Below are 19,358 nucleotides of genomic sequence, written 5' to 3' on the forward strand. Positions count from 1 at the left end.
CTCTGTGGATTGCTTTATCTGGACTAAAAGCTCGTTTAGCGTTTGGTTTCGAATTCGATGGGGAGCGGGGTGGCAAGGCCGGCTTCGAGTGCCTTGGTTAGAATCAGCTCCGCGACGACGATGTCCTGCAGACCGCCGCCGACAGACTTGAACATCGGGGCGCGAGCTTTTGCCAGGGCATCGGCGCAGGCGCCGCCCATGAGGTCGGCCAGGCTGAATGCCTTGTTTTGGAACTCAACGCCTGCTGCTTTGGCAGCCAACATGTCCCCAGTTTCCTCGAGCACCTCTTCCAGTGTGTCGCAGATGATGATGTCGCTGCGCTCAACCACCGAAACGTCTATCTCGCGCTGTTCAGGAATGGTCGAACCAATCGAGACAACGGTTGCGCCGGGCTTCAGCCATTCGGCAAAAAGAATCGGCTCCTCGCCGCGCGAGCGGGCGGCGGTCAGCACGATGTCTGCACCTTCCACTGCCTGCTTGGCGGATGCGACACCTCTGGCCGGAATGCCGATATCTGCGGTTACTGCTGCGGCGAAGGCTGCGCGACGATCAGGCGTCGGGCTGAATACATTGACTTCGGTGAGCTCGCGAACACTTGCAAACGCGCGGGTGTGCATCGCTGCTTCCAGGCCGCTACCCAGTACTGCCAGGCGTGCAGGGCCTTTGGGGGCAAGTCGATCCAACGCAGCGGCTGAAGTTGAGGCTGTGCGGTAGCCCGTCACCAGGTTGCCGTCGACGAAGGCTGCGATTCGGTTGGTGGTCCGATCAAACAGGACAATGACGTATTCGATGCCAGGAGGCGCATCGCCCCCCATGTTCGAACCCATCAGTTTGGCGCCGTAGTATCGGCTGCCAGGAGGAATTGCAGGCAGGTTGCGTAGCCATGTTTTTTCAAGCACTGCGACCGTGCGAGGTGGCGTCGCTTTCGGAGGGATGGAGTGGCCGTATGCCTTCTGGAGGGCGGCAATAGCGTCTTTCCAGCGAAAGACGGCTCGAGCTGTGTCACTGGAAACGAATACGGGGTTCTTAAGATTGGCAGTCATATGATGGATTCCAAAGAACGGCGGTTGCGGGGGGAGCAATAGCAGGGCGTCCCTGTTTCGGCGATGAGTGCTTTGCAGGGACGTCTCTGACTACACGGCTCCATGGATCTGCAGCCAGATAGCCTTCCTCGTGAGGCGGTTGAAGGTTTCAAGTGGTCTGGCCCTCTCGATGCCCAAGACAACTCAGTCAGGCCCTTGCTTGTGGTGCTCAGCTGGGATGATTGTAAGATAAACGAAACGGATCGTATCCAAAACATTCTTTCCAAGCAAGGCTCATTGAGTCAATACATAGGGTCAACTCCGAGGAGTGATTGGAATTGGTTGCACTTTCGAAACGATACGTATAGTTTACTCTCGAGAGAGCACGACAACCCCTCGGGAGAAAGTGATGAAACTAGGTCGGTTTGTGGTTGAAGGTCTGGACGGTCCCGTACAGCGTATCTGCATGGTTCTGCCGGAGCAGAACAGAGTCATTGATCTGCGCGCCGCTGAAGCTCTGCGTCTTCAAGCTAAGGGCGCTACTCGCGAAGCTGCTCTTCGCTATGCGTCCACGGTCTTCCCCGAAAGCATGTCTGCTGCCATCGCCTTGGGTCAGCAGTTCCTGGATACCGCTGCTGAAGCGGCTGAGAAAAACGGGGCTGATGCGTCGCTGGCCATGGACGGTCTGAAGTGGGGCGCGGCGTGCGATCCTTCAGTGGTCCGTGATGGCTTGACGTTCACAAAGCACATCCGCCAATTCCACGAGCGAATGAATGTCACGCCACAGCCGGCCCTGCTGGAGATCCCCGGCTATTTCAAGGGCTCGCCCTGGACCGTCATCGGTCATGACGCTGAGGTACCGTGGCCTGCTCGCGGCCAGCGTATCGATTACGAACTCGAGATCGGTTGGGTCATCGGGAGCCGGGCCAATAACATCACTCCCGACACCGCTCTTGCCCACCTGTTCGGCGTGACCATCTTCAACGACTTCAGCGCTCGCGATCTCCAGGCCAACGAGTTCGCAATAGGTATGGGGCCGACCAAGAGTAAGGACTTCGCCTACGGCATCGGCCCGTGGATCACCACAATTGACGAATTCTCCGATCTGAACGCCATTAAGATGTCCGTTCGCGTTAACGGCGAGACCTGGGGCGAGGGTGATTCGTCCGAGATGCTCTGGACCCCGGAGGAATTGATTGCCTACGTCTCTATCGGCGACCACATCCAGCCTGGCGATGTCATCGGTTCCGGTACCATGGGTGATGGCTCGGCACTCGAGCTGGGGCGTAGCTTGAACCCGGGCGATGTGGTGGAACTGGACGTGGGCGGTGTCGGTGTCCTGCGCAATCGCATCGGGCAGCGTCCGGAAGAGTCTTGGTGGCCCGAGCGTCGCGATCCGTTCATGTAAACAATCGATGTTCCGCTTTTAATTTCGGTCTTTGAACATGTCAAACCGCGAGATTTGAGCATAGAGAGTAATTCGACCCGCTCCGGGTGGCTAGTTCAGCGTCCGAGCCGGTCAGTAAGAGGCGCGAATGTGACCAGCCTCGTGCAGAGCTTTGAGCCATGTGCGGGCGACTACACCTGCTATAGCAGTTACCACCCGCCACAGAAGCGGAGAGGAGACAAGAATGAATGCAATTAAACGCGTCCTGATCGTGGGCAGCGGAATCGGGGGCGCCACAGCAGCTTTCGCGCTCCGCAGAATTGGTGTTGATGTTCACTGTATCGATATCAAGCCTGAGGCTCCGATTACCGGTTCTGGAATCTGTATGCTTCACAACGCGATGCGGGCTCTCACAGGTCTCGGTCTCGCGGAGCCTTGCCTGGATAGTGGTTACCGGTTCGATAAGTTTCGCCAGTTCAATTCGGCAGGCGAGCTTCTGGTAACCAACCCTGCACCTCCCAGCTGTGGGATTCGCCGCCCGGAACTGGCTGGCATCCTCGAGTCTGCCGCCGAGGGTGCTGGTGCAGTTATCGATCGCGGTTTGACCGTAGAGAATCTGGTCAATCGTGAGGATGGCGTCGACGTTCGCTTTTCGGACGGCCGCGAGGCAACATACGACTTGGTGGTTGCGGCAGACGGGGTCTACTCGAAGATTCGTGGTCAGGTGTTCGGTACAGACTGCAGCCCTCGATTTGCTGGTCAAAGTGTCTGGCGTTTCAATGCGCCGAGGCCCGCTGAAATCGATGCTTTCTGCCTTTATCGCACTCCCACGGGTCATACGGTGGGATCGTTCCCGACGTCGCAAGAAAGTTGCTACATCTTCTATCTCGAAAACAGTAAAGAGCCTCTGCGCATTCCGGAGGGAGAGGCTCATCATCTCATTCGGGAGCGCTTGATGGAGTACACTGCTCCGGCAATCCGCGACTCGCTCGAGCGTGTGACCGATGCCAAGCAGGTCATTTTCCGTCCGCTGGATATCACACTGGTGCCGGCGCCTTGGCATCGCAATCGTGTGATTCTGCTCGGCGACGCCGCACACGCTCCTACGCCTCACATGACCTCTGGCGGTGGCATGGCCATCGAAGATGCTGTTGTCCTTGCTGAAAGCATTGCTGCCACCACCACAGCAAAAGCTGCTCTTGAAATGTACTCCAATCGTCGATTTGAACGTTGTAAGACGATCTGCGACGCATCGCTGCAGTTGTGCAGGAATGAACAGGAAGACGCGTTGGGTAACCGAGAGAGATCGGCTGGGCTGCTACTGCAGACCTACCAGTATTTGGGGCGTCCGCTCTAATTCCCTATCCATCAAGGATGAGTCCTCGGTTCGCCTGAAAACGGCGAATCTAGGACAGTAGAGGGCTCAAAGAAATACCTGGCCAATGATCTTCCTCGCCTGGGGAGGGTTGTTTGTTGATGTACGTCCGAAAATAAAAACAGAGGAACTACTATGAGTCTTGCTTTGAAAGAATCTGTTGTGGCTGGCCTTGTTGGTGGCGTTATCTCCGCAGTTGTGGCCTTTCTTGTTGCATATTACCTTGCGCCGTTTCCACTCAATCCACTTGATAATTCCATCGGCAACGGCATGAGTGGGTTTTTCAGTGGATTGGCCAGCGGCTTCATTGGTGTATTTCTTGTGATCAAGAAGCTGGCCTTTTGACCTGTAGGCTACGAGGTCAGATATTCCTCAATGGTTTGAGTGCTATTTAGCGCCTATTGTTGTTGTCCCTTGCGTTACTTGTGCGCCTGTACGGTCCTCGTCAGGCGCTTTCTTGTTTGCTGCCTTTGGCTATACGGGGGCGATATGTTACGAAGTATGAAATTGGCGCCGCGCTCGGCATTTAGTTTTGGCATCATCGCGCTGATTGTTTTTCTTTTGGGTACGTTCTCTATTCATAAAATGGAAAGGATGGCGAAGCAATCTGCGGTCATCAATGAGAAGTGGCTGCCCAATATAGTCAATCTCAGTAACCTGGTTAAAGCACAGCTTAGGAATCATGTATTTCTTGCTCAACTCTCCTCTCTGGAAAATCCAGCGGCAAGGGCGGTCGGTCTTCGCCAACTGAAAGCGCTTGTGGGTGAAGTTCAGTCGCTGAAGGAACAGGTCAATGTCGGGCTGACGAGTGTGGAAGAGCGAAGTGTATTCGATCAGTTCGACCAGACTGACAAGATCTATACCACTGAGCAGGAGAATATCATCCGTGCAATTTCTTCTGGCGATCTGGCCTCGGCTTCCTCAATGCTGAGGGGAGCAATAATTGGCTATGGGACTCGGCTTGGGATGGCAACCGAGGAACTCATGAAGCTAAACATGGAAGGTTATGAGAAAGCCACGGTAGGGCTTCTCGAGGCCCGGGACAGTGCCCGGCGGGGTATCATCGCTGCCGTATTAATCGCTTTACTGGTAACGGTGGGTTTAGCGATTTTTTACACCAAGAGCATTGTGCGACCCCTTCGGCGCGCAGTGCAGGTGGTTGAGAGGGTTGCCCTGGGAAGGCTGGACGTCAAGATAGACGCCCAGGGCCGAGACGAGCCTGCTCAGGTTCTTAGCTCGCTAAACCTCATGCAGGACGGTCTGAGGGAGATGATCAAGGCGATCACCAAGTCATCCACCCGCATTGCGGCCTCTGCAGTTGAGCTCAAAGTAGTCACCACATCTTCTTCAAGGGCAATGAAGTTGCAGAATGAGGAGGTTGTGTCAGCGGTTTCTATTGTGAATGTCGCGACGCTCGCAGTGGTGGAGGTCGCAAAGAACGCAGCCAGGACTGCGGAGGCCTCTCAGATTTCCGATCAAAGCGTGAGATCGGGCTGTGAACAGTTCGCTCGGATGGTCAACTCCATCTCTGAGCTTACTGAAGAGGTTTCGCTGACAAACGCACAGGTCGGCGAGCTGGCCATGAATGTTGCAAACGTCACCAGAATCATCGAGGTCATTCGCTCAATCGCGGAGCAAACGAATCTTCTCGCGCTCAACGCTGCCATTGAGGCGGCCCGGGCAGGTGACGCTGGGCGCGGCTTCGCAGTAGTCGCAGAGGAAGTTCGGGCCTTGGCGCTTAGAACTAAGAACTCAACCCATGAGATCGAGGTGCTCATCGGGGGCATTCAGGAGGTGACGGAACGGGCAGTTTCGTCAATGCGGCGCAGTTCAGAAAGTGCGGAGATCACTCTGAGTCTGGCTGGGTCCGCTGACCAGGCTTTAAGAGATATTCAGGCCTCAATCGAGACGATCATTGAGCGAAGTAGGGTCATTGCCGGTTCAGCTGATCAGCAGGAGGGGATGATGGAAAGCGTCAATCGGAGCCTGCTGAAAATACAGGGACTGTCCAAGGAAGCATCTGAAGGCGTCACACAAACTGATCAGGCAAGTGGCGATCTTTCCGAGTTAGCGGGGCACTTGCAGCAACTTGTTTCAAGATTTGAGGCTTAAGGCACTGTCTAGTGTGGTATTTCTGAAAGACCACACTAGGTGTCCGCTTCTGACTGCAGGAACCACTATGACACAGCATCAAATACCAGGGGACAGATTGCGTAGCTTGTCGCAGCAATTGGTGGCTGTATTAACTGAGCGCATCCGCAGTGGTCAGCTCAATCTCGGGGACAAGCTTTCAACTGAGGCGGAGCTCATGGCCGAGCACGGCGTTAGTCGTACTGTAGTACGTGAGGCTGTATCTCAGTTGCAGGCGACAGGACTGGTCCAGACGCGACACGGGATAGGTTCGTTTGTGCAGGGCCCAGCACTAAATATTTTCAAGATTGATGTCTCCGCCATCAGTTCCATCCGAGACGTATTGCATGTGCTGGAGCTGCGTATAGCCCTTGAAGTAGAGTCCGCTGGTTTGGCGGCGCAACGACGCAGTGATGAGCAGTTGGCTGATTTGCGGGCTGCCTTGGATGAACTCAACGATAAATCCAACCATGCCAATGGTGCGGTGCTAGAGGACTTTAGATTTCACCTTTGCATTGCACAAGCCTGCGGCAATCAGTATTTCGCGGATGTTACCCGCCATTTGGGGGGGAGTGTTATCCCGCGCTCAAGGATCAATTCGCTACGTCTTGCTCAACGAGATCAAGCGAGTTATATGCAGCGTTTGCAGTATGAACATGAAACTATTTTCGCGGCTATTGCTCGACGTGACCCTGAGGGAGCGAGGATGGCTATGCGCATGCATCTTACCCGCAGCAAAGAGCTTTTTGACCAGGCGTTACTACGCCACTGAATCGCCCCTGGTTTCCTAGACACTCTCCAAGCTCTGAAAATAGCGTTTCTCATACTCTACTGGAGACAGCTGCATAGCACTGCCGTGTCGGCGTTTTGGGTTATAGAACATCTCGATGTAATCGAAAATATCACTTCGGGCTTCGTCACGCGTTGCGTAGATCTTTCGTCGGATTCGCTCCCGCTTCAAAAGCTGGAAAAAGCTCTCGGCTACGGCATTGTCGTGGCAGTTTCCTCGTCGGCTCATGCTGCTGATCACATTGTTAGCCTTAAGGAAGCTTTGCCAATCTGAGCTACTGAACTGACTGCCTTGGTCTGAGTGAATCATCACTTGCTGCTGTGGCTTGCGTCGCCAAACGGCCATCAGCATCGCGTCGATAGTCAGGTCGCTGCACATCCTTGGCTTCATTGACCAACCAATCACTTGGCGAGAAAACAGATCCAGCACTACCGCCAGATACAGCCATCCTTCATAGGTGCGGATGTAAGTGATATCTGTCCCCCAGACCTTGTTCGGCTCGCTGACCTTGAACTGCCGGGCAAGGTGTTTGGGAGATGCCACTGTTGGCTTTCCGCCATAAAACCCAGGACGACGGCGATAGCCCGTTTGCGAACGCAACCCCTCTGCCTGCATCAAACGACCGACTCGATTTCGCCCGCATGTCTCTCCCAGTTCACGCAGGTCACCATGAATTTTGCGGTAGCCGTACACACCTCCGCTTTCGAGCCAAGCCTGTTTGATCAAGCCAAGCAGACGATGATCTTCTTTTGCTCGGGCAGATTGAGGCTCGGCCAGCCAGGCGTAGTAGCCGCTGGGATGCACCTTGAGGGTTTGGCAAAGGCGCCGCACCGGGTAATCCGTCGAGTGCTTCTTGATGAAGGCGTACTTCAGCCGCACTCCTTGGCAAAGTACGCGCGGCCTTCTTTAAGATGTCTCGCTCTTCCGTCACGCGCTTGAGCTCAGCGCGCAGCTTGCGCAGTTCGGCTTGCTGGTCATCGTCTTGCTGACGCTGCTCTTGGGGTTTGCTGTAGAGCTTGATCCAGGCGTAGAGGCTGTGAGCGGACATGCCCAGGCGCTGGGCAACGTCGGCTACAGGCTTGCCTTTCTCGGTCACTTGCTTGACCGCTTCGATCTTGAATTCTTCAGGGTAACGCTGACGACTCATGGCACCTCCTATTTGGGCCTCATTATGAGGCTTGGAGGCGTCTACGGAACCAGGGGCGATTCACCCGTGCCCAGCTCTAGGGCCTATCAGCAGGGAGTTTGCCGCTGTTCTGCTAGGCCTACTCGGACAACCCAGTCATCCCGGCTCAACCTGATCTGGTGGGGAATTTGGATTTAGTCATGCATCGTTTGGGGGCATGGTTTCTGACAGATTGGCGGGTTTTTTGCCGCGAAATGGCAGAGGGAATAGCACCGGCGATCGATTCGCTACCTTAGTCAACCGGGGGTTATGAGCTACGCAGAATTCAATTCGTAGGAAGGCTATTGCTAAGCGCAATAGCTGCTAAATGATCCGGCTCTATCCATCCGCGCTTATTACTTTTTCTTCTTAAAAATATTTCCATATCTCGGAAAAGTAGTCGATTTAGCACTCATTTGGTGCGTCGCTTCGCTGCATGCGTACGTAGTCCAACAATTACGGGGCTTTAGGGTGAGCTCTCATGGGGCATGCTTTTGCTCTTATGTGTCATGTCTATTGGAAAGATAAAATTTCCTATAGCGTCAAAATATACAACTTTTATTTTCCTTTAAGCCCTTCCTATATTAGGCCCACTCCGAGGCGCCGCTTGAGCGAATCAAGCGATGACCAGCCTAAAAAGCCGAGCGGCGCTTGGTAGAACAATTAACGGTAAGGTAGAGGTCTGAAATGAAAATTGGATTTATTGGTGTTGGCCGCATGGGTTCCCGCATGGCTGCCAGGCTGATCGAAGCTGGCCATCAGGTGTCTGTCTTTGACCCCAACAATACCGCTGTCAACGAGCTGGTTGCGAAAGGTGCAATTGCAGCTTCGAGCCCACAAGCCGCAGCCGAGTCCGCAGAGCGTATCCTGCTCAGCCTCCCGAGCCCGAGAACTCTTCTGGATGCAGTAAGTGGTGAAAGCGGTGTTCTGAAATCTGCGAAGCCTGGCGCAATCATCGTCGATTTCAGCACCGTCGACCCGGCTACTACTAAAGCCATCGCAGCTCAATGCTCCTCTAAAGACGTCAAGTTCATCGACTCCCCAGTCAGCGGCGGTGTAGCAGGCGCGGCCTCGGGCAACCTCGTTCTGATGATCGGTGGTGATGAAAGTGTTATCGCCGCTGCTCGTCCGGAACTCGAAATCCTCGCTTCGCGCATCGTTCATTGCGGCCCTGTCGGTGCAGGTCAACTGACCAAGCTGAGCCACAACCTGCTGACCGCGATCAACACTGTTGCTCTGGGTGAAGTCCTGTCTGTCAGCGTCAAGGCTGGTGCAAATCTCCAGGTTCTCTGTGATGTGTTTGGTGCTGGTCTGGCCGGCAGCAAGATGCTGGATTACCTGCCGAAGACCCTGTTCACCGAAGAGCGTCCAGCCAATTTCGCTATCGACCTGATGCATAAGGACATCTCCCTGTGCTTGCAGGAGTTCAGCAACTACTCCATGCCTCTGGGTCAGCTGGTTCTGCAAACATACAACGCCGCTCGTTTGAATGGTCTGGGTGGCAAGGATTCGACCAGCGTCAACGAGCTCTACGAAAAGCTGCTCGGTGTGCGCCTGAGCCTGTCGGGCAACTGATCCTTCGCCATTTAAGGAACCATGAAGATGTCTACTGCAAATAACTCTGTTGTACTTCCAGCAGCCGGGATCACTGGCCTATTCGTAAACGGCGAGTGGCGCACTCCTGCTAACGGCAAGACGATGGTTGTAGAAAACCCTTGCTTCCGCTCTCCGCTGGCCACCATCGGTGCAAGCGACAAGGATGATGTCGACAGCGCGGTCGCCGCTGCCAAAGCTGCTTTCCCAACCTGGCGCCGCCTCGCTGCACGTGCTCGTGGTGCGATGTTGATCGAGCTGGGCAACCGTATCACTGCACACCAGGAAGAGATCGCTCGCGTATTGGCAGCAGAGACTGGTAACGCTCTGCGTACTCAAAGCCGTCCTGAAACCCAGAGCGCTGCCGAAGTCCTGCGTTACTATGGCGGTACCATTGCCGAGCAGAAAGGTGAAACCCTGCCGCTGGGCCCAGGTCTGTTCAGCTACACCACCCGCGAACCCCTGGGCGTTGTGGGCGCAATCATTCCGTGGAACTCCCCGCTGGTTCTGGCTGCTGTAAAGATCGGTATGGCCCTGGGTACCGGTAACACCCTGATCCTCAAGCCTGCTGAAGATGCTCCGCTCGCTGTGCTGAAGATCGCTGAACTCGCTGCTGACATCTTCCCGGCTGGGGTTTTCAACATCGTTACCGGCTCGGGTATCGAGGCAGGCGCGCCTCTTTCGACTAACGAAGACGTCGCTAAGGTTTCGTTCACCGGGTCGCTTGAAGTAGGCAAGCTGATCGCTCACGCGGTAGCTGATCGGATCGGTCGCGCAACTCTGGAGTTGGGCGGAAAGAGCCCATGCATCGTCTATCCAGACGCTGCTACCCCTGAACACATTGATGCCACCGTCAACGGCATCATTGCTGCCATGCGTTTCGCACGTCAGGGCCAGTCTTGCACCGCTGGTTCGCGTCTGTATGTTCACAAGAGCGTATGGGATGAGGTGATGACGCGTGTAGTGGGCAAGGTGCGCGAGTTGCGAATCGGCGACGCTTTGGATGAGAACACTGACATCGGAGCAATCATCAACATTGAGCGCTACACCGAAGTCCGGAACTTCATCAAGGAAGCGATCGACTCGGGCGCCGAGGTTCTGACCGGCTCGGTTCCAGCTTCGCCTGAAACAGCCAAAGGCTTCTATCCAGAGCCGGTGATTTTGACCGGCGTGGATAATTCTTGGCGCGTTTGCAAGGAAGAGGTCTTCGGCCCAGTCCTGGTGGCTCTGCCTTGGGAAAAAGAAGAAGAGGTTATCCAGTGGGCAAACGATACCGTTTACGGTCTTGCTGCCTACGTGTTCACCAATGACCTGACTACGGCACTACGTGTCACTGAGCAAATCGACGCCGGCTGGTTGCAGGTTAACCGTGCAGGCGGCCAGATCCCAGGCATGTCCTACGGTGGTGCCAAGCGCAGTGGTATCGGTGCCGAATATTCCATCGAAAGCGCGCTGGAAAGCTATACGTCGCGTAAAAGCGTAACGATCAACGTCTAACCCATACTTATAAATATAAGCCGGTGGGATACCACCGGCGACTGGCGACATCGAGAGGGCATATGAACGTGCAAACAGCAGGTGCTATCAAGCATCAAGAAGAAAGTAAGGGTGCAAATAAGACTTCCGTCAAAGCTGCATTAGGCTCCTTCATCGGAACCACCGTAGAGTGGTACGACTACTTCATTTATGGTACTGCCGCTGCTCTCGTGTTTCCTAAGGTATTCTTCAGCAATATGTCGCCAGAAATGGCTACGCTGATGTCGATGATCTCGTTCTCGGTCGCCTTTGTAGTTCGACCAATTGGAGGGATTGTGATTGGTCACTTCGGTGACCGCATGGGCCGGAAGAAGTTGTTGGTCTTTACGTTGATGCTGATGGGTCTTTGCACAGCAGCTATCGGCTTTCTCCCTTCATATGCTCAAGCCGGTATATGGGGGCCTGCTTTACTGATTGTACTTCGAATTATCCAGGGTTTTGCTCTTGGCGGTGAGTGGGGCGGTGCAGCGCTCATGTCTGTAGAGCACGCGCCTGAAGGGCGGCGAGGATTGTGGGGTGCCACCATGCAAATGGGGGTTCCTGCGGGCCTTTTGGTATCGGCGGGTGCGTTTGCCTTGGTATCCATGCTTCCAGATGAGCAATTCTTCTCGTGGGGCTGGCGCCTTCCTTTCATCTTCAGCCTAGTACTGCTGGTAGTCGGCATGTATATCCGTCTGCAGGTGTCTGAGCCTCCGGCCTTTGAGAAAGTCGCGGAAAAAGGTGAAATCGAGAAAGCTCCGCTGCTCAGCGTCTGGAAGTACGAGAAGAAGAAAACCATTGTTATGGCCTTCTTCCAGACGGCTGCTAACGTTGGCTACTTCCTCATCACCGTTTACGCCTTGAGTTACATTACACAAACCCTGGGCCTGCCACGTAGCGTCGCCTCTAACGCATTGATGGTAGGCGCTGCAGTAGATCTGTTCATGCAGCCTGTGTTTGGGTGGCTGTCTGACAAGTACGGTCGTAAGAAAGTTTATGGCTTTGGTGCAATCTTCTTTGCTCTCTACGCCTTCCCGTTCTTCGCCCTGCTGAATACTGCTGATCCGTACTACATCACCTTGGCGTTGGCGTTGGGCTTGGGTATCGGCCACGCGTCTACTGGCTCTCTGCATGGCGTGATTTACGCTGAGCAATACAAAACCAAATACCGTTTCAGTGGTTCGTCTGTCGCGTATCAACTTTCCGGCATTGTTTCCAGTGCCCCAACACCGATCATCGCGGCTTGGCTTGTAGCGACCACTGGTAACTCCATGGCGGTGTCGTGGTTCGTAGTGGCAGCGGCTGTTATTACTCTGATCTGTATCTCGATGACCAAAGAAACTTATCGAATTGACATTAACGAGTGATGACATGACTAACATTTACAACGCCCTAGTCGGCGAAAGAATTGATAGGTTGATGACTGTGGAAATACGTCCCCTTACGGGGGGGCTTCCATCGGGATATGTCCAACCGCTGTATGACATCTGCAGAAAGTATCATGGTGCGCCATTGAGCATGCTGGCCGCGGAGTATCTGCATAATCGAATCAAGCCTGGTGACACTGTGTTCATTGCCACCGGCGCTGGAGTTGCACCAGCTCTTCCGCAGGGCGAAACGGATGGCCCGCCTGGTGCTGCTGTATTGGCAAGGGCACTGGCGCGCGGATTTGGATGCCGCGTGGTACTGGTGACGGAAGATATCCACCTGGCACCGGTCGAGGCTTGTGCAGAGGTCGCCAGCCAAGCACTTGATGGCCAAGGCTCGATTACCGTTGTCAGCTTCCCAAAAGGCCTAGAAGCAGGTCGCCAAGCAGCAAAAGGGTTGTTCCAAGAGTACAACCCCACCGCTGTGGTCTTTGTGGAGCGCGATGGCCCTAACGCCGAGGGCTACTTCCACGGCGTCCGTGGTGACTTCCGCGAGCCAGATGCTGTGGGTCACGTGTACCTACTGGCCGATCTGGCCAAGGCGCAAAACATACTTACCGTCGGTGTAGGTGACGGTGGCAATGAGGTGGGGTTCGGTGATGTCCGCGCTGCGGTAACAGCAGTTCATCCGCTGGGCGCCATCTCCAAGGGAGGCTTCGCCTCGGGAGTGATCACCGTCACTGCTACCGATGTGGTTGTGGCGGCCTCGGTATCGAACTGGGGTGCTTACGCGATCTGTGCCGCGCTGGCTTATTTGACCGGCAAACCGGATCTGATCCATTCGCCGGAACTTGAGCGTGACATGGTCGAGGCGTGTGTGAGAGGCGGCGGACGAGATGGTGCAAATGGACTGCACCAGGCGTCTGTGGACGGCATCGATCTCGATGGGCATGCCGCGTTTGTCCAGTTGTTGAATTCGATAGTGAAAGTCTCTCGGTAGGCGTTTCACGCCACCAGGAACGGTAATTATGAACATCAAAAGCAATGTCGAAGGTGCACAGGTGTCGGTTAAGACTGATTCATTTGGCAATGAAATTGATCCGGTAGTGGGTTTCGCTCGCGGCAACATTATTCGCTCCAGCACCGATGAGGGCGCTCGCCTTCGCCACGGTCAAACGGTCGCAGCCAGTCGTGTTATTGAACATGGTTCCGAATCGATCGGCATCTTCACTGGCAATCAGCGGGACTATCTGGTGAAGGCAACCGACCTGGACACCTACTGTGAAGAGTGGGTTGGCCCCGGTCTGAGCTCCACTCGCCTGAACAAACTGGCGATTGAGCACCTGGGTGGCGACGAAGAAACCGATAGCGTCGCCATTTTCAACCGCACCAGTGCTGCAATCGTGTCTGTAATTGCATCGTGCTCGGGCGGTCGAACGGTTGTATCGATCGTTCCTCCTGGTGGCCGTTCGCACGCTTCTGTCGTTCGCGGTGCGAAGCTTGCGGGTGTTCCACTGGTCGAGGTGCAAGGTTCCGCTGATTGGCGAAGTGTTCTGCAGGCGAATGAGCCACGCTTGGTTGTCGTTACTACCGTCACCAGCAGTCTGGAACTGCTTAGCGACAACATCACCTTAAGCGTGGTGGATTACGTTAAGCAGTTTGGCTCTCGTGTGTTTCTGGACGAGGCTTACGGTGCACGGCTGCGTCCGGTGCTGCATAGCGGCATTAAGAGCCTCAAGACTGGTGCAGACTTGGCGGTGACCAACTGTGACAAGGCCGGCCTTCCTGGGCCACGTGCCGGCATTCTGGTTGGTGCGAAGGACATGATCGGGGCGGCTGCTGCAAAGGGTGCTGAGTACGGAATGGAAGCACGGGCACCGATCTCCGCTGGTGTGATGCGTTCGCTTCAGAGCTACGACCCTCAGCATTTGATTGATGAAGCCAAAGCCGGCAAGGCGCTCGCAGCGGATCTGATCAAGCTGCTGGGTGACTGCGTACAAGTAAGCGACTTGGGCCCAATGGTTCATGAGGACGATATCCTCCGAATCATTCTGAAGCGTGCTGGCATAGAGTCCGATAAAGCACCGGTGGTGCCATGTGAGGCGACCTCTGCGTTGGGCATGATCCTGCTGCGTGATTACGGGATACTCACCGTCAACACCCATGGTCAGCCAGGCGCACGAGTATCTGTGCGCTTGAAACCTTCCGGCGATGCAATTCGCCGCGTCGGTGGTCAGGAAGCAATCATAAAATCGTTCGACGAGTCGCTGACGAAAGTCGCAGCCATCATTCACGATTCCGCAGCAATGATCGACCTGATCCTGGGGGGCAAATGATGTCTGATTCTAAATACACTTCCTTCGATCATCGTCTCGATCAACTGATCTCCTTGGACATCGGTGGTCGTGGTGTCGAGCATCTTTACAAGGAGGCTCGCGCTCGCATAGGCCGGCCTCTGGTGGGCGCTGCTGCTGAAGCGCTGCTGGCAGCTCCTGAGGGTTCTACCGTCATTGTGACAACCGGCTCGGTATCTCGTGCCTGGTTGTCTCCGGAAATCGGCGAAAACGATGGCCCGGCTGGTCTGGCAGCGGTGGTGCGTGCATTGGTACTGGCGCGTAACGTCACTCCAGTGGTGCTGATCGAAGAAACACTGCGTCGTCCAATGGAAGCCATTCTGACCACTGCAGGCTTGACTGTTCTGCCTTATGAGCAGGCTCGTAAAGCGGCCAAGGACAAGAGCCTGGCGACAGTGTGCGTTCAAGGCTTCACAGTGACAGATGAAGAGGCCGCCATCGCGGCGCCTAAGCTCCTGGACGAGCTTCAACCTTCAGTGCTGTTCTCCACCGAACGCGTAGGCCGAAATCGCAACGGCATTTACTACAGCATGCGTGGCATCGACTACGGAATGGAGCGTGCTCGCATCGATTTCGTTTTCGACGAAGCGATTCGCCGTGAGATCCCAACCATAGCAGTGGGTGACGGTGGTAATGAAATAGGCATGGGCCTTGTCAATGATTCTGTCCAGGGCCACGTTAAGTTTGGTGCTGAAGGGTCGTGTGGGTGCGGTGGCGGTATTGGAGCTGTTACCCCAGCAGATGTTCTGGTCACTGCGGCGTGTTCGAACTGGGGCTGCTACGCCATCGCTGCCGCGATGGCAATCCGCACCGGTGATTCGCGACTGATCCACACCCCAGAAATGGAAGGCAATCTGCTTCGTCGGGGCGTTGATGTAGGACTGATCAACTCTGTAGTAGGGATTACAGACGCAAACGTTGATGGCATCCCATTGAGCAGTCACTTGGCGTTGGCCGAAATGGTCACCGCAATCATAAGGCCAGCCCTGAAGGTCTAGTATGAACAAGACAAACTCTTCGATTTTATCAAAACGGCTTCCTGAGCAGAGCTATACAGTTGGCCTATCAGGCAAAAGTAAGCCTCTCCCTTCAGTTGTCGCTAAACCTCGGCTTGCGCAAGGTAAGGTTGAGGAGTTTATCGATGCTGTCGCGGTACTAGGATACAACTGATTTGACCTCGCCCGTTGGTTGTTGAGTGTCTTGCACAGGCTGCCAACGGGCTTGTAAATAAAGCTAGTTTTTTGATGGTCAAGCTAGGCTGTCAGCGATCTAGCGAATTTATTTTCATCCTCAAATGCCGCTAATTGGTTAATCACCAAAGTTTGTGCGTTGGGGAAGTCATGCTCCTTCCTTCAGGGTTTGGTAATGAAACACAGAATTGTAATTGTTGGTGGCGGCGCCGGCGGCATCGAACTGGCTACTCGGTTAGGTAAAACGCTCGGTCGGCGAAATCACGCTACGATTACGTTGGTTGATGCCAACTTGACCCACATTTGGAAGCCGCTTTTTCATGAAGTGGCCGCTGGCTCTCTGAACCCTGGCGTCGACGAGCTTAATTATATTGCTCAAGCCAAATGGAACCACTTCCACTTTCAACACGGTCGCATGGCGGGAATTGATCGCACCAGCAAGGCCGTCCGCCTGACTGCACCGAGTGGATCTTCTTGGCAGGAACGGGAAATCGAGTATGACACTCTGGTAATGGCTGTCGGTAGTCATTGCAATGATTTTGCAACACCAGGCGTTCAGCAGCATTGCCAGTTCCTGGATAGCAGAGCGCAGGCTGAGCGGCTCCATGGAGTGCTGCTCAATCGCTACATGCGCTCACATGCCTCTGATACGGCTCATCCACTCGAGATTGCCATCGTGGGGGCAGGGGCTACTGGTGTAGAGTTGTGCGCCGAGCTCCAGCATGCTGTACGTGTAATCAAAGGGTACGGTGTCAAGCACGCGTGCCCATCCACTCTGAATATTACGCTGCTTGAAGCGGGCCCGCGTGTCTTGCCCGTACTTAACGAAAAAGCCAGCCAGGCGGTGCACAATGGCCTTAATGAACTGGGCATCAATGTTCGTGTCGGCACTGCGGTCAAAGAAGTCACTGAGAACGGTGTCGTTCTCGCTGACGGCGAAACGCTTAACGCCGATCTGAAAATTTGGGCGGCAGGCATCAAGGCACCAGAGTTTCTGAAGACACTGGATGGTCTTGAAACTAACCGAATCAATCAGTTAAACGTAAAGCGAACGCTTCAGACGACTCTGGATGATTCGATCTTCGCAATAGGTGACTGTTCTTCTTGCCCGTTGGATGATACCAGCGGACGTTTCGTACCGCCGCGTGCCCAAGCTGCTAACCAGCAGGCTGCGCTGCTGTGTAAGAATCTGGAGCGGCACTTGGACGGCGAGCCACTTCTTGACTTCAAATATGAAGACAAGGGTACATTGATTTCGTTGGCTTCCTTCGACGCAATCGGCAGCCTGAGCGGAATTTTCAGTGGTAAAGTAATAACGCGAGGGCTTATTGCCAAGACGCTTTATACCTCCCTCTATAGATTGCACCAAGCTGCGCTCTATGGTACGCCGCGAATGCTGTTAAAAGCGCTTGCTGAGTATCTGCAGCGTAAAACCCGACCGAAATTGAGGTTGCACTGAAATATCTCGACTTGGCGCCTATTGGCGCATTGATTGGAGTCTATCGATGCGCCTTCCATTCTATGAATAGTGTTTTTATTTAAGCGTTGTCTTTAGCTCGCAATCTGCCAAAGCAGCGGTTTACCGCTAATAACAAAAGTGCAATTGGAGTTGTGGTTCATGGTTAAGCGTGACTTCGTGAAGTCCTTCTTCTCCAGTTCGCTAGTCATTCTGATTAGTGTTAGTGGAGTAGTGCAGGCCGACTTCATTTCGGACTCTAAAGCTACGTTGTCGATGCGAAATCTCTATTTCAATAACGATAGTCGACAGACCAAACAGGTGAAGCAGGAGGAATGGGGGCAGGGTTTTTTGCTCAAATACCAGTCTGGCTTCACGGACGGTACAGTTGGGTTTGGCGTTGATGCGATTGGTGCACTGGGCATCAAGCTCGACTCTGGAGAGGGTCGGCACAACGGCAGCGCATTTTTCCCTAGCGATGGCGAAAAGGCGGTTGATGAATTCAGTGCTCTAGGGCTCACCGCTAAGGCCAAGATCTCCAGTACAGAAGCCCGCTACGGCACACTCCAACCTGTATTGCCCATCTTGGTGAACAATGATGGCCGTTTGATTCCGCAGTGGTTCAAGGGAGTGCAGGTAACCTCCAAGGAATTCGAGAACCTCACCGTCACTGCTGGGGGATTGGAGAAAGTCAAGGATCGTAATTCTACGGACTCTCTCGGCTTGGCCATTGCAGGAGCAGGCGGACTGGCAGGGCAAAGGAGCAACAAATTCTATTTCGGTGGTTTTGATTACAAAATCAGCCCTAATTTGCTCGCTCAGTATTACATTTCAAATCTCGAAGATTTCTACTCCCAGAATTTTGCAGGGCTAGTCCATACGCTTCCCTTGGCAACGGGTAAGCTCACTTCCGATCTGCGGTACTTCCATAGTGAGTCGGATGGGAAGAACGCTAGCTCCTCCGGTCGTGCTGAGGGTTATGTCAGCACTGGATACTATGGGAGTGGCATCACGAAGGGTGAGGTCGATAACGACACGTTCGGTGCAACATTCACATATGTTGTCGCTGGGCATTCGTTCATTGGTGGCTTCCAGACCGTCAATGGTGACAGCAATATGCCTTTCATCAACCAGGGTTCGGGGTCTACGGTCTATTTGACCAGTAATAGCCAGATCACGAACTTTACTCGTGCCGGTGAGCGTACATGGATGGCTGGATATGCATACGACTTCTCTGCGGCTGGGTTACCAGGCTTGAGCTCGAAGGTCATGTATCTGTCAGGGGGCAATGTCAAATCTGCGAGGGGTGATCTGAACGAGTGGGAGCGCGATATTTCGCTGTCTTATGTCGTCCAGTCCGGAATTCTTAAAGGACTCGGCGTCACATGGCTCAATGGGGCCCTGCGGGGCAGCGCCGCCAACGACACCGATGAGAACCGTCTATACGTGAGCTATTCAATTCCTCTGTTCTAGTGGTTGATCCAAAGGCTAGGTAGTGGGCGTTCCTGGCCCACCGCCTTGCGGGGGGAAGCGTGTTATGGCCGGGCGGATTGACCCGAGGTAGAGCTGGATCAAGCCTCTCTCGGTGCAGTTTCTGCGGCCTGCTCAAGTAGTCCTTGCTTGTGCTTGAGACGGATTGCCGACTAGGGAGGTGAAGGTATCGTGCTAAATCTAGTGTGGTGTTTCAGAAATACCACTGAAAATCATCTACCCAGCGCTCGTGCCGCGCGAGCGACTGAGGCAAGGATGTCCTCGGCCTTCTTGTGCCACCGAAATGGCTTCGGATTCTGGTTGTAGGTTTCCAGGTAGTGCTCAATCGACGCCTCCAGATCCTTAACGCTGACATGTGCCTGCCGCTTGATCCACTTCTCGCTCAGCGTTGAGAAAAACCTCTCAACCAAATTCAGCCAGGATGCCGAGGTGGGCGTGAAGTGGATGTTGTAGCGTGGCCTCGCCGCAAGCCACGCCCTGACCTTGTCAGTCTTGTGAGTCGCATAGTTATCCATGATCAGAT

At 54.4% G+C, this 19,358-nt stretch carries 16 protein-coding genes and 1 pseudogene; 14 read left to right on the forward strand and 3 right to left on the reverse strand.

Features of this window, described 5'->3' with window-relative positions; translation table 11 throughout:
* Positions 1–35: 35 nt before the first annotated feature.
* Entirely contained in the window at positions 36–1,043 is a 1,008-nt protein-coding gene (locus tag D886_RS0125090; RefSeq protein WP_027596520.1) for an ornithine cyclodeaminase family protein, read from the reverse strand.
* Positions 1,044–1,431: 388 nt separating this feature from the next.
* On the opposite strand from D886_RS0125090, the gene D886_RS0125095 reads away from it, so the two are divergent.
* The 6 genes and pseudogenes from D886_RS0125095 (at position 1,432) to D886_RS0125115 (ending at position 6,686) form a co-directional block, all read left to right on the forward strand.
* On the forward strand, positions 1,432–2,430 hold the full coding sequence (locus tag D886_RS0125095) for a fumarylacetoacetate hydrolase family protein (protein WP_027596521.1): 999 nt from the start codon (positions 1,432–1,434) through the stop codon (positions 2,428–2,430).
* A 223-nt stretch (positions 2,431–2,653) separates the two neighbouring features.
* Entirely contained in the window at positions 2,654–3,766 is a 1,113-nt protein-coding gene (locus tag D886_RS0125100; protein WP_027596522.1) for an FAD-dependent monooxygenase, read from the forward strand.
* 153 nt (positions 3,767–3,919) lie between these two features.
* A complete protein-coding gene (locus D886_RS0125105; RefSeq protein WP_027596523.1) occupies positions 3,920–4,129 on the forward strand; it encodes a hypothetical protein in 210 nt (69 codons plus the stop codon).
* A gap of 156 nt (positions 4,130–4,285) precedes the next feature.
* Positions 4,286–5,041 (forward strand): annotated as a pseudogene (locus tag D886_RS28960) (MCP four helix bundle domain-containing protein); the annotation flags it as partial.
* A 99-nt stretch (positions 5,042–5,140) separates the two neighbouring features.
* Positions 5,141–5,896 (forward strand): methyl-accepting chemotaxis protein, encoded by a 756-nt coding sequence (locus tag D886_RS28965; protein WP_371098686.1) that lies wholly within the window; start codon positions 5,141–5,143, stop codon positions 5,894–5,896.
* A 67-nt stretch (positions 5,897–5,963) separates the two neighbouring features.
* On the forward strand, positions 5,964–6,686 hold the full coding sequence (locus D886_RS0125115; RefSeq protein WP_027596525.1) for a FadR/GntR family transcriptional regulator: 723 nt from the start codon (positions 5,964–5,966) through the stop codon (positions 6,684–6,686).
* A 15-nt stretch (positions 6,687–6,701) separates the two neighbouring features.
* Here D886_RS0125115 and D886_RS0125120 read toward each other — a convergent pair.
* A protein-coding gene (locus D886_RS0125120; RefSeq protein WP_155951476.1) for an IS3 family transposase occupies positions 6,702–7,851 on the reverse strand; the annotation gives its coding sequence in 2 pieces (ribosomal slippage) (positions 6,702–7,602 and positions 7,601–7,851; 1,152 coding nt in all).
* Positions 7,852–8,556: 705 nt separating this feature from the next.
* Here D886_RS0125120 and D886_RS0125130 point away from each other — a divergent pair.
* The 8 genes from D886_RS0125130 to D886_RS0125165 all read left to right on the forward strand — a co-directional run bounded on the left by D886_RS0125130 (position 8,557) and on the right by D886_RS0125165 (position 18,817).
* Entirely contained in the window at positions 8,557–9,444 is an 888-nt protein-coding gene (locus D886_RS0125130) for an NAD(P)-dependent oxidoreductase (protein ID WP_027596527.1), read from the forward strand.
* A 27-nt stretch (positions 9,445–9,471) separates the two neighbouring features.
* Positions 9,472–10,959 carry an aldehyde dehydrogenase family protein gene (locus D886_RS0125135; protein ID WP_027596528.1) on the forward strand — a complete coding sequence of 496 codons (1,488 nt, stop codon included), beginning with the start codon at positions 9,472–9,474 and terminating at the stop codon, positions 10,957–10,959.
* A gap of 62 nt (positions 10,960–11,021) precedes the next feature.
* Complete coding sequence (locus D886_RS0125140; RefSeq protein WP_081717238.1) at positions 11,022–12,344, forward strand: MFS transporter; 1,323 nt, start codon at positions 11,022–11,024, stop codon at positions 12,342–12,344.
* A gap of 4 nt (positions 12,345–12,348) precedes the next feature.
* Positions 12,349–13,344 (forward strand): glutamate cyclase domain-containing protein, encoded by a 996-nt coding sequence (locus D886_RS27320; RefSeq protein WP_050580796.1) that lies wholly within the window; start codon positions 12,349–12,351, stop codon positions 13,342–13,344.
* Positions 13,345–13,372: 28 nt separating this feature from the next.
* Positions 13,373–14,680, forward strand: a complete 1,308-nt coding sequence (locus D886_RS0125150) for a selenocysteine synthase (RefSeq protein ID WP_027596530.1) — start codon at positions 13,373–13,375, stop codon at positions 14,678–14,680.
* On the forward strand, positions 14,680–15,696 hold the full coding sequence (locus D886_RS0125155) for a glutamate cyclase domain-containing protein (protein WP_027596531.1): 1,017 nt from the start codon (positions 14,680–14,682) through the stop codon (positions 15,694–15,696). The genes D886_RS0125150 and D886_RS0125155 overlap by 1 nt, the downstream gene beginning before the upstream one ends.
* Positions 15,697–16,063: 367 nt before the next feature.
* Positions 16,064–17,347, forward strand: a complete 1,284-nt coding sequence (locus D886_RS0125160) for an NAD(P)/FAD-dependent oxidoreductase (protein WP_027596532.1) — start codon at positions 16,064–16,066, stop codon at positions 17,345–17,347.
* A 159-nt stretch (positions 17,348–17,506) separates the two neighbouring features.
* Positions 17,507–18,817: an OprD family porin gene (locus tag D886_RS0125165; RefSeq protein WP_050580797.1), complete on the forward strand. Its 1,311-nt coding sequence runs from the start codon at positions 17,507–17,509 to the stop codon at positions 18,815–18,817.
* A 230-nt stretch (positions 18,818–19,047) separates the two neighbouring features.
* On the opposite strand, the gene D886_RS0125170 is transcribed toward D886_RS0125165, so the two are convergent.
* Positions 19,048–19,358, reverse strand: a 311-nt coding sequence (locus tag D886_RS0125170) for an IS630 family transposase (protein ID WP_027596534.1), incomplete at its 5' end; no start/stop codon positions are given.

Origin of the sequence: Pseudomonas sp. LAIL14HWK12:I7, assembly GCF_000483465.1 — a bacterium.
GTDB lineage: Bacteria > Pseudomonadota > Gammaproteobacteria > Pseudomonadales > Pseudomonadaceae > Aquipseudomonas > Aquipseudomonas kermanshahensis.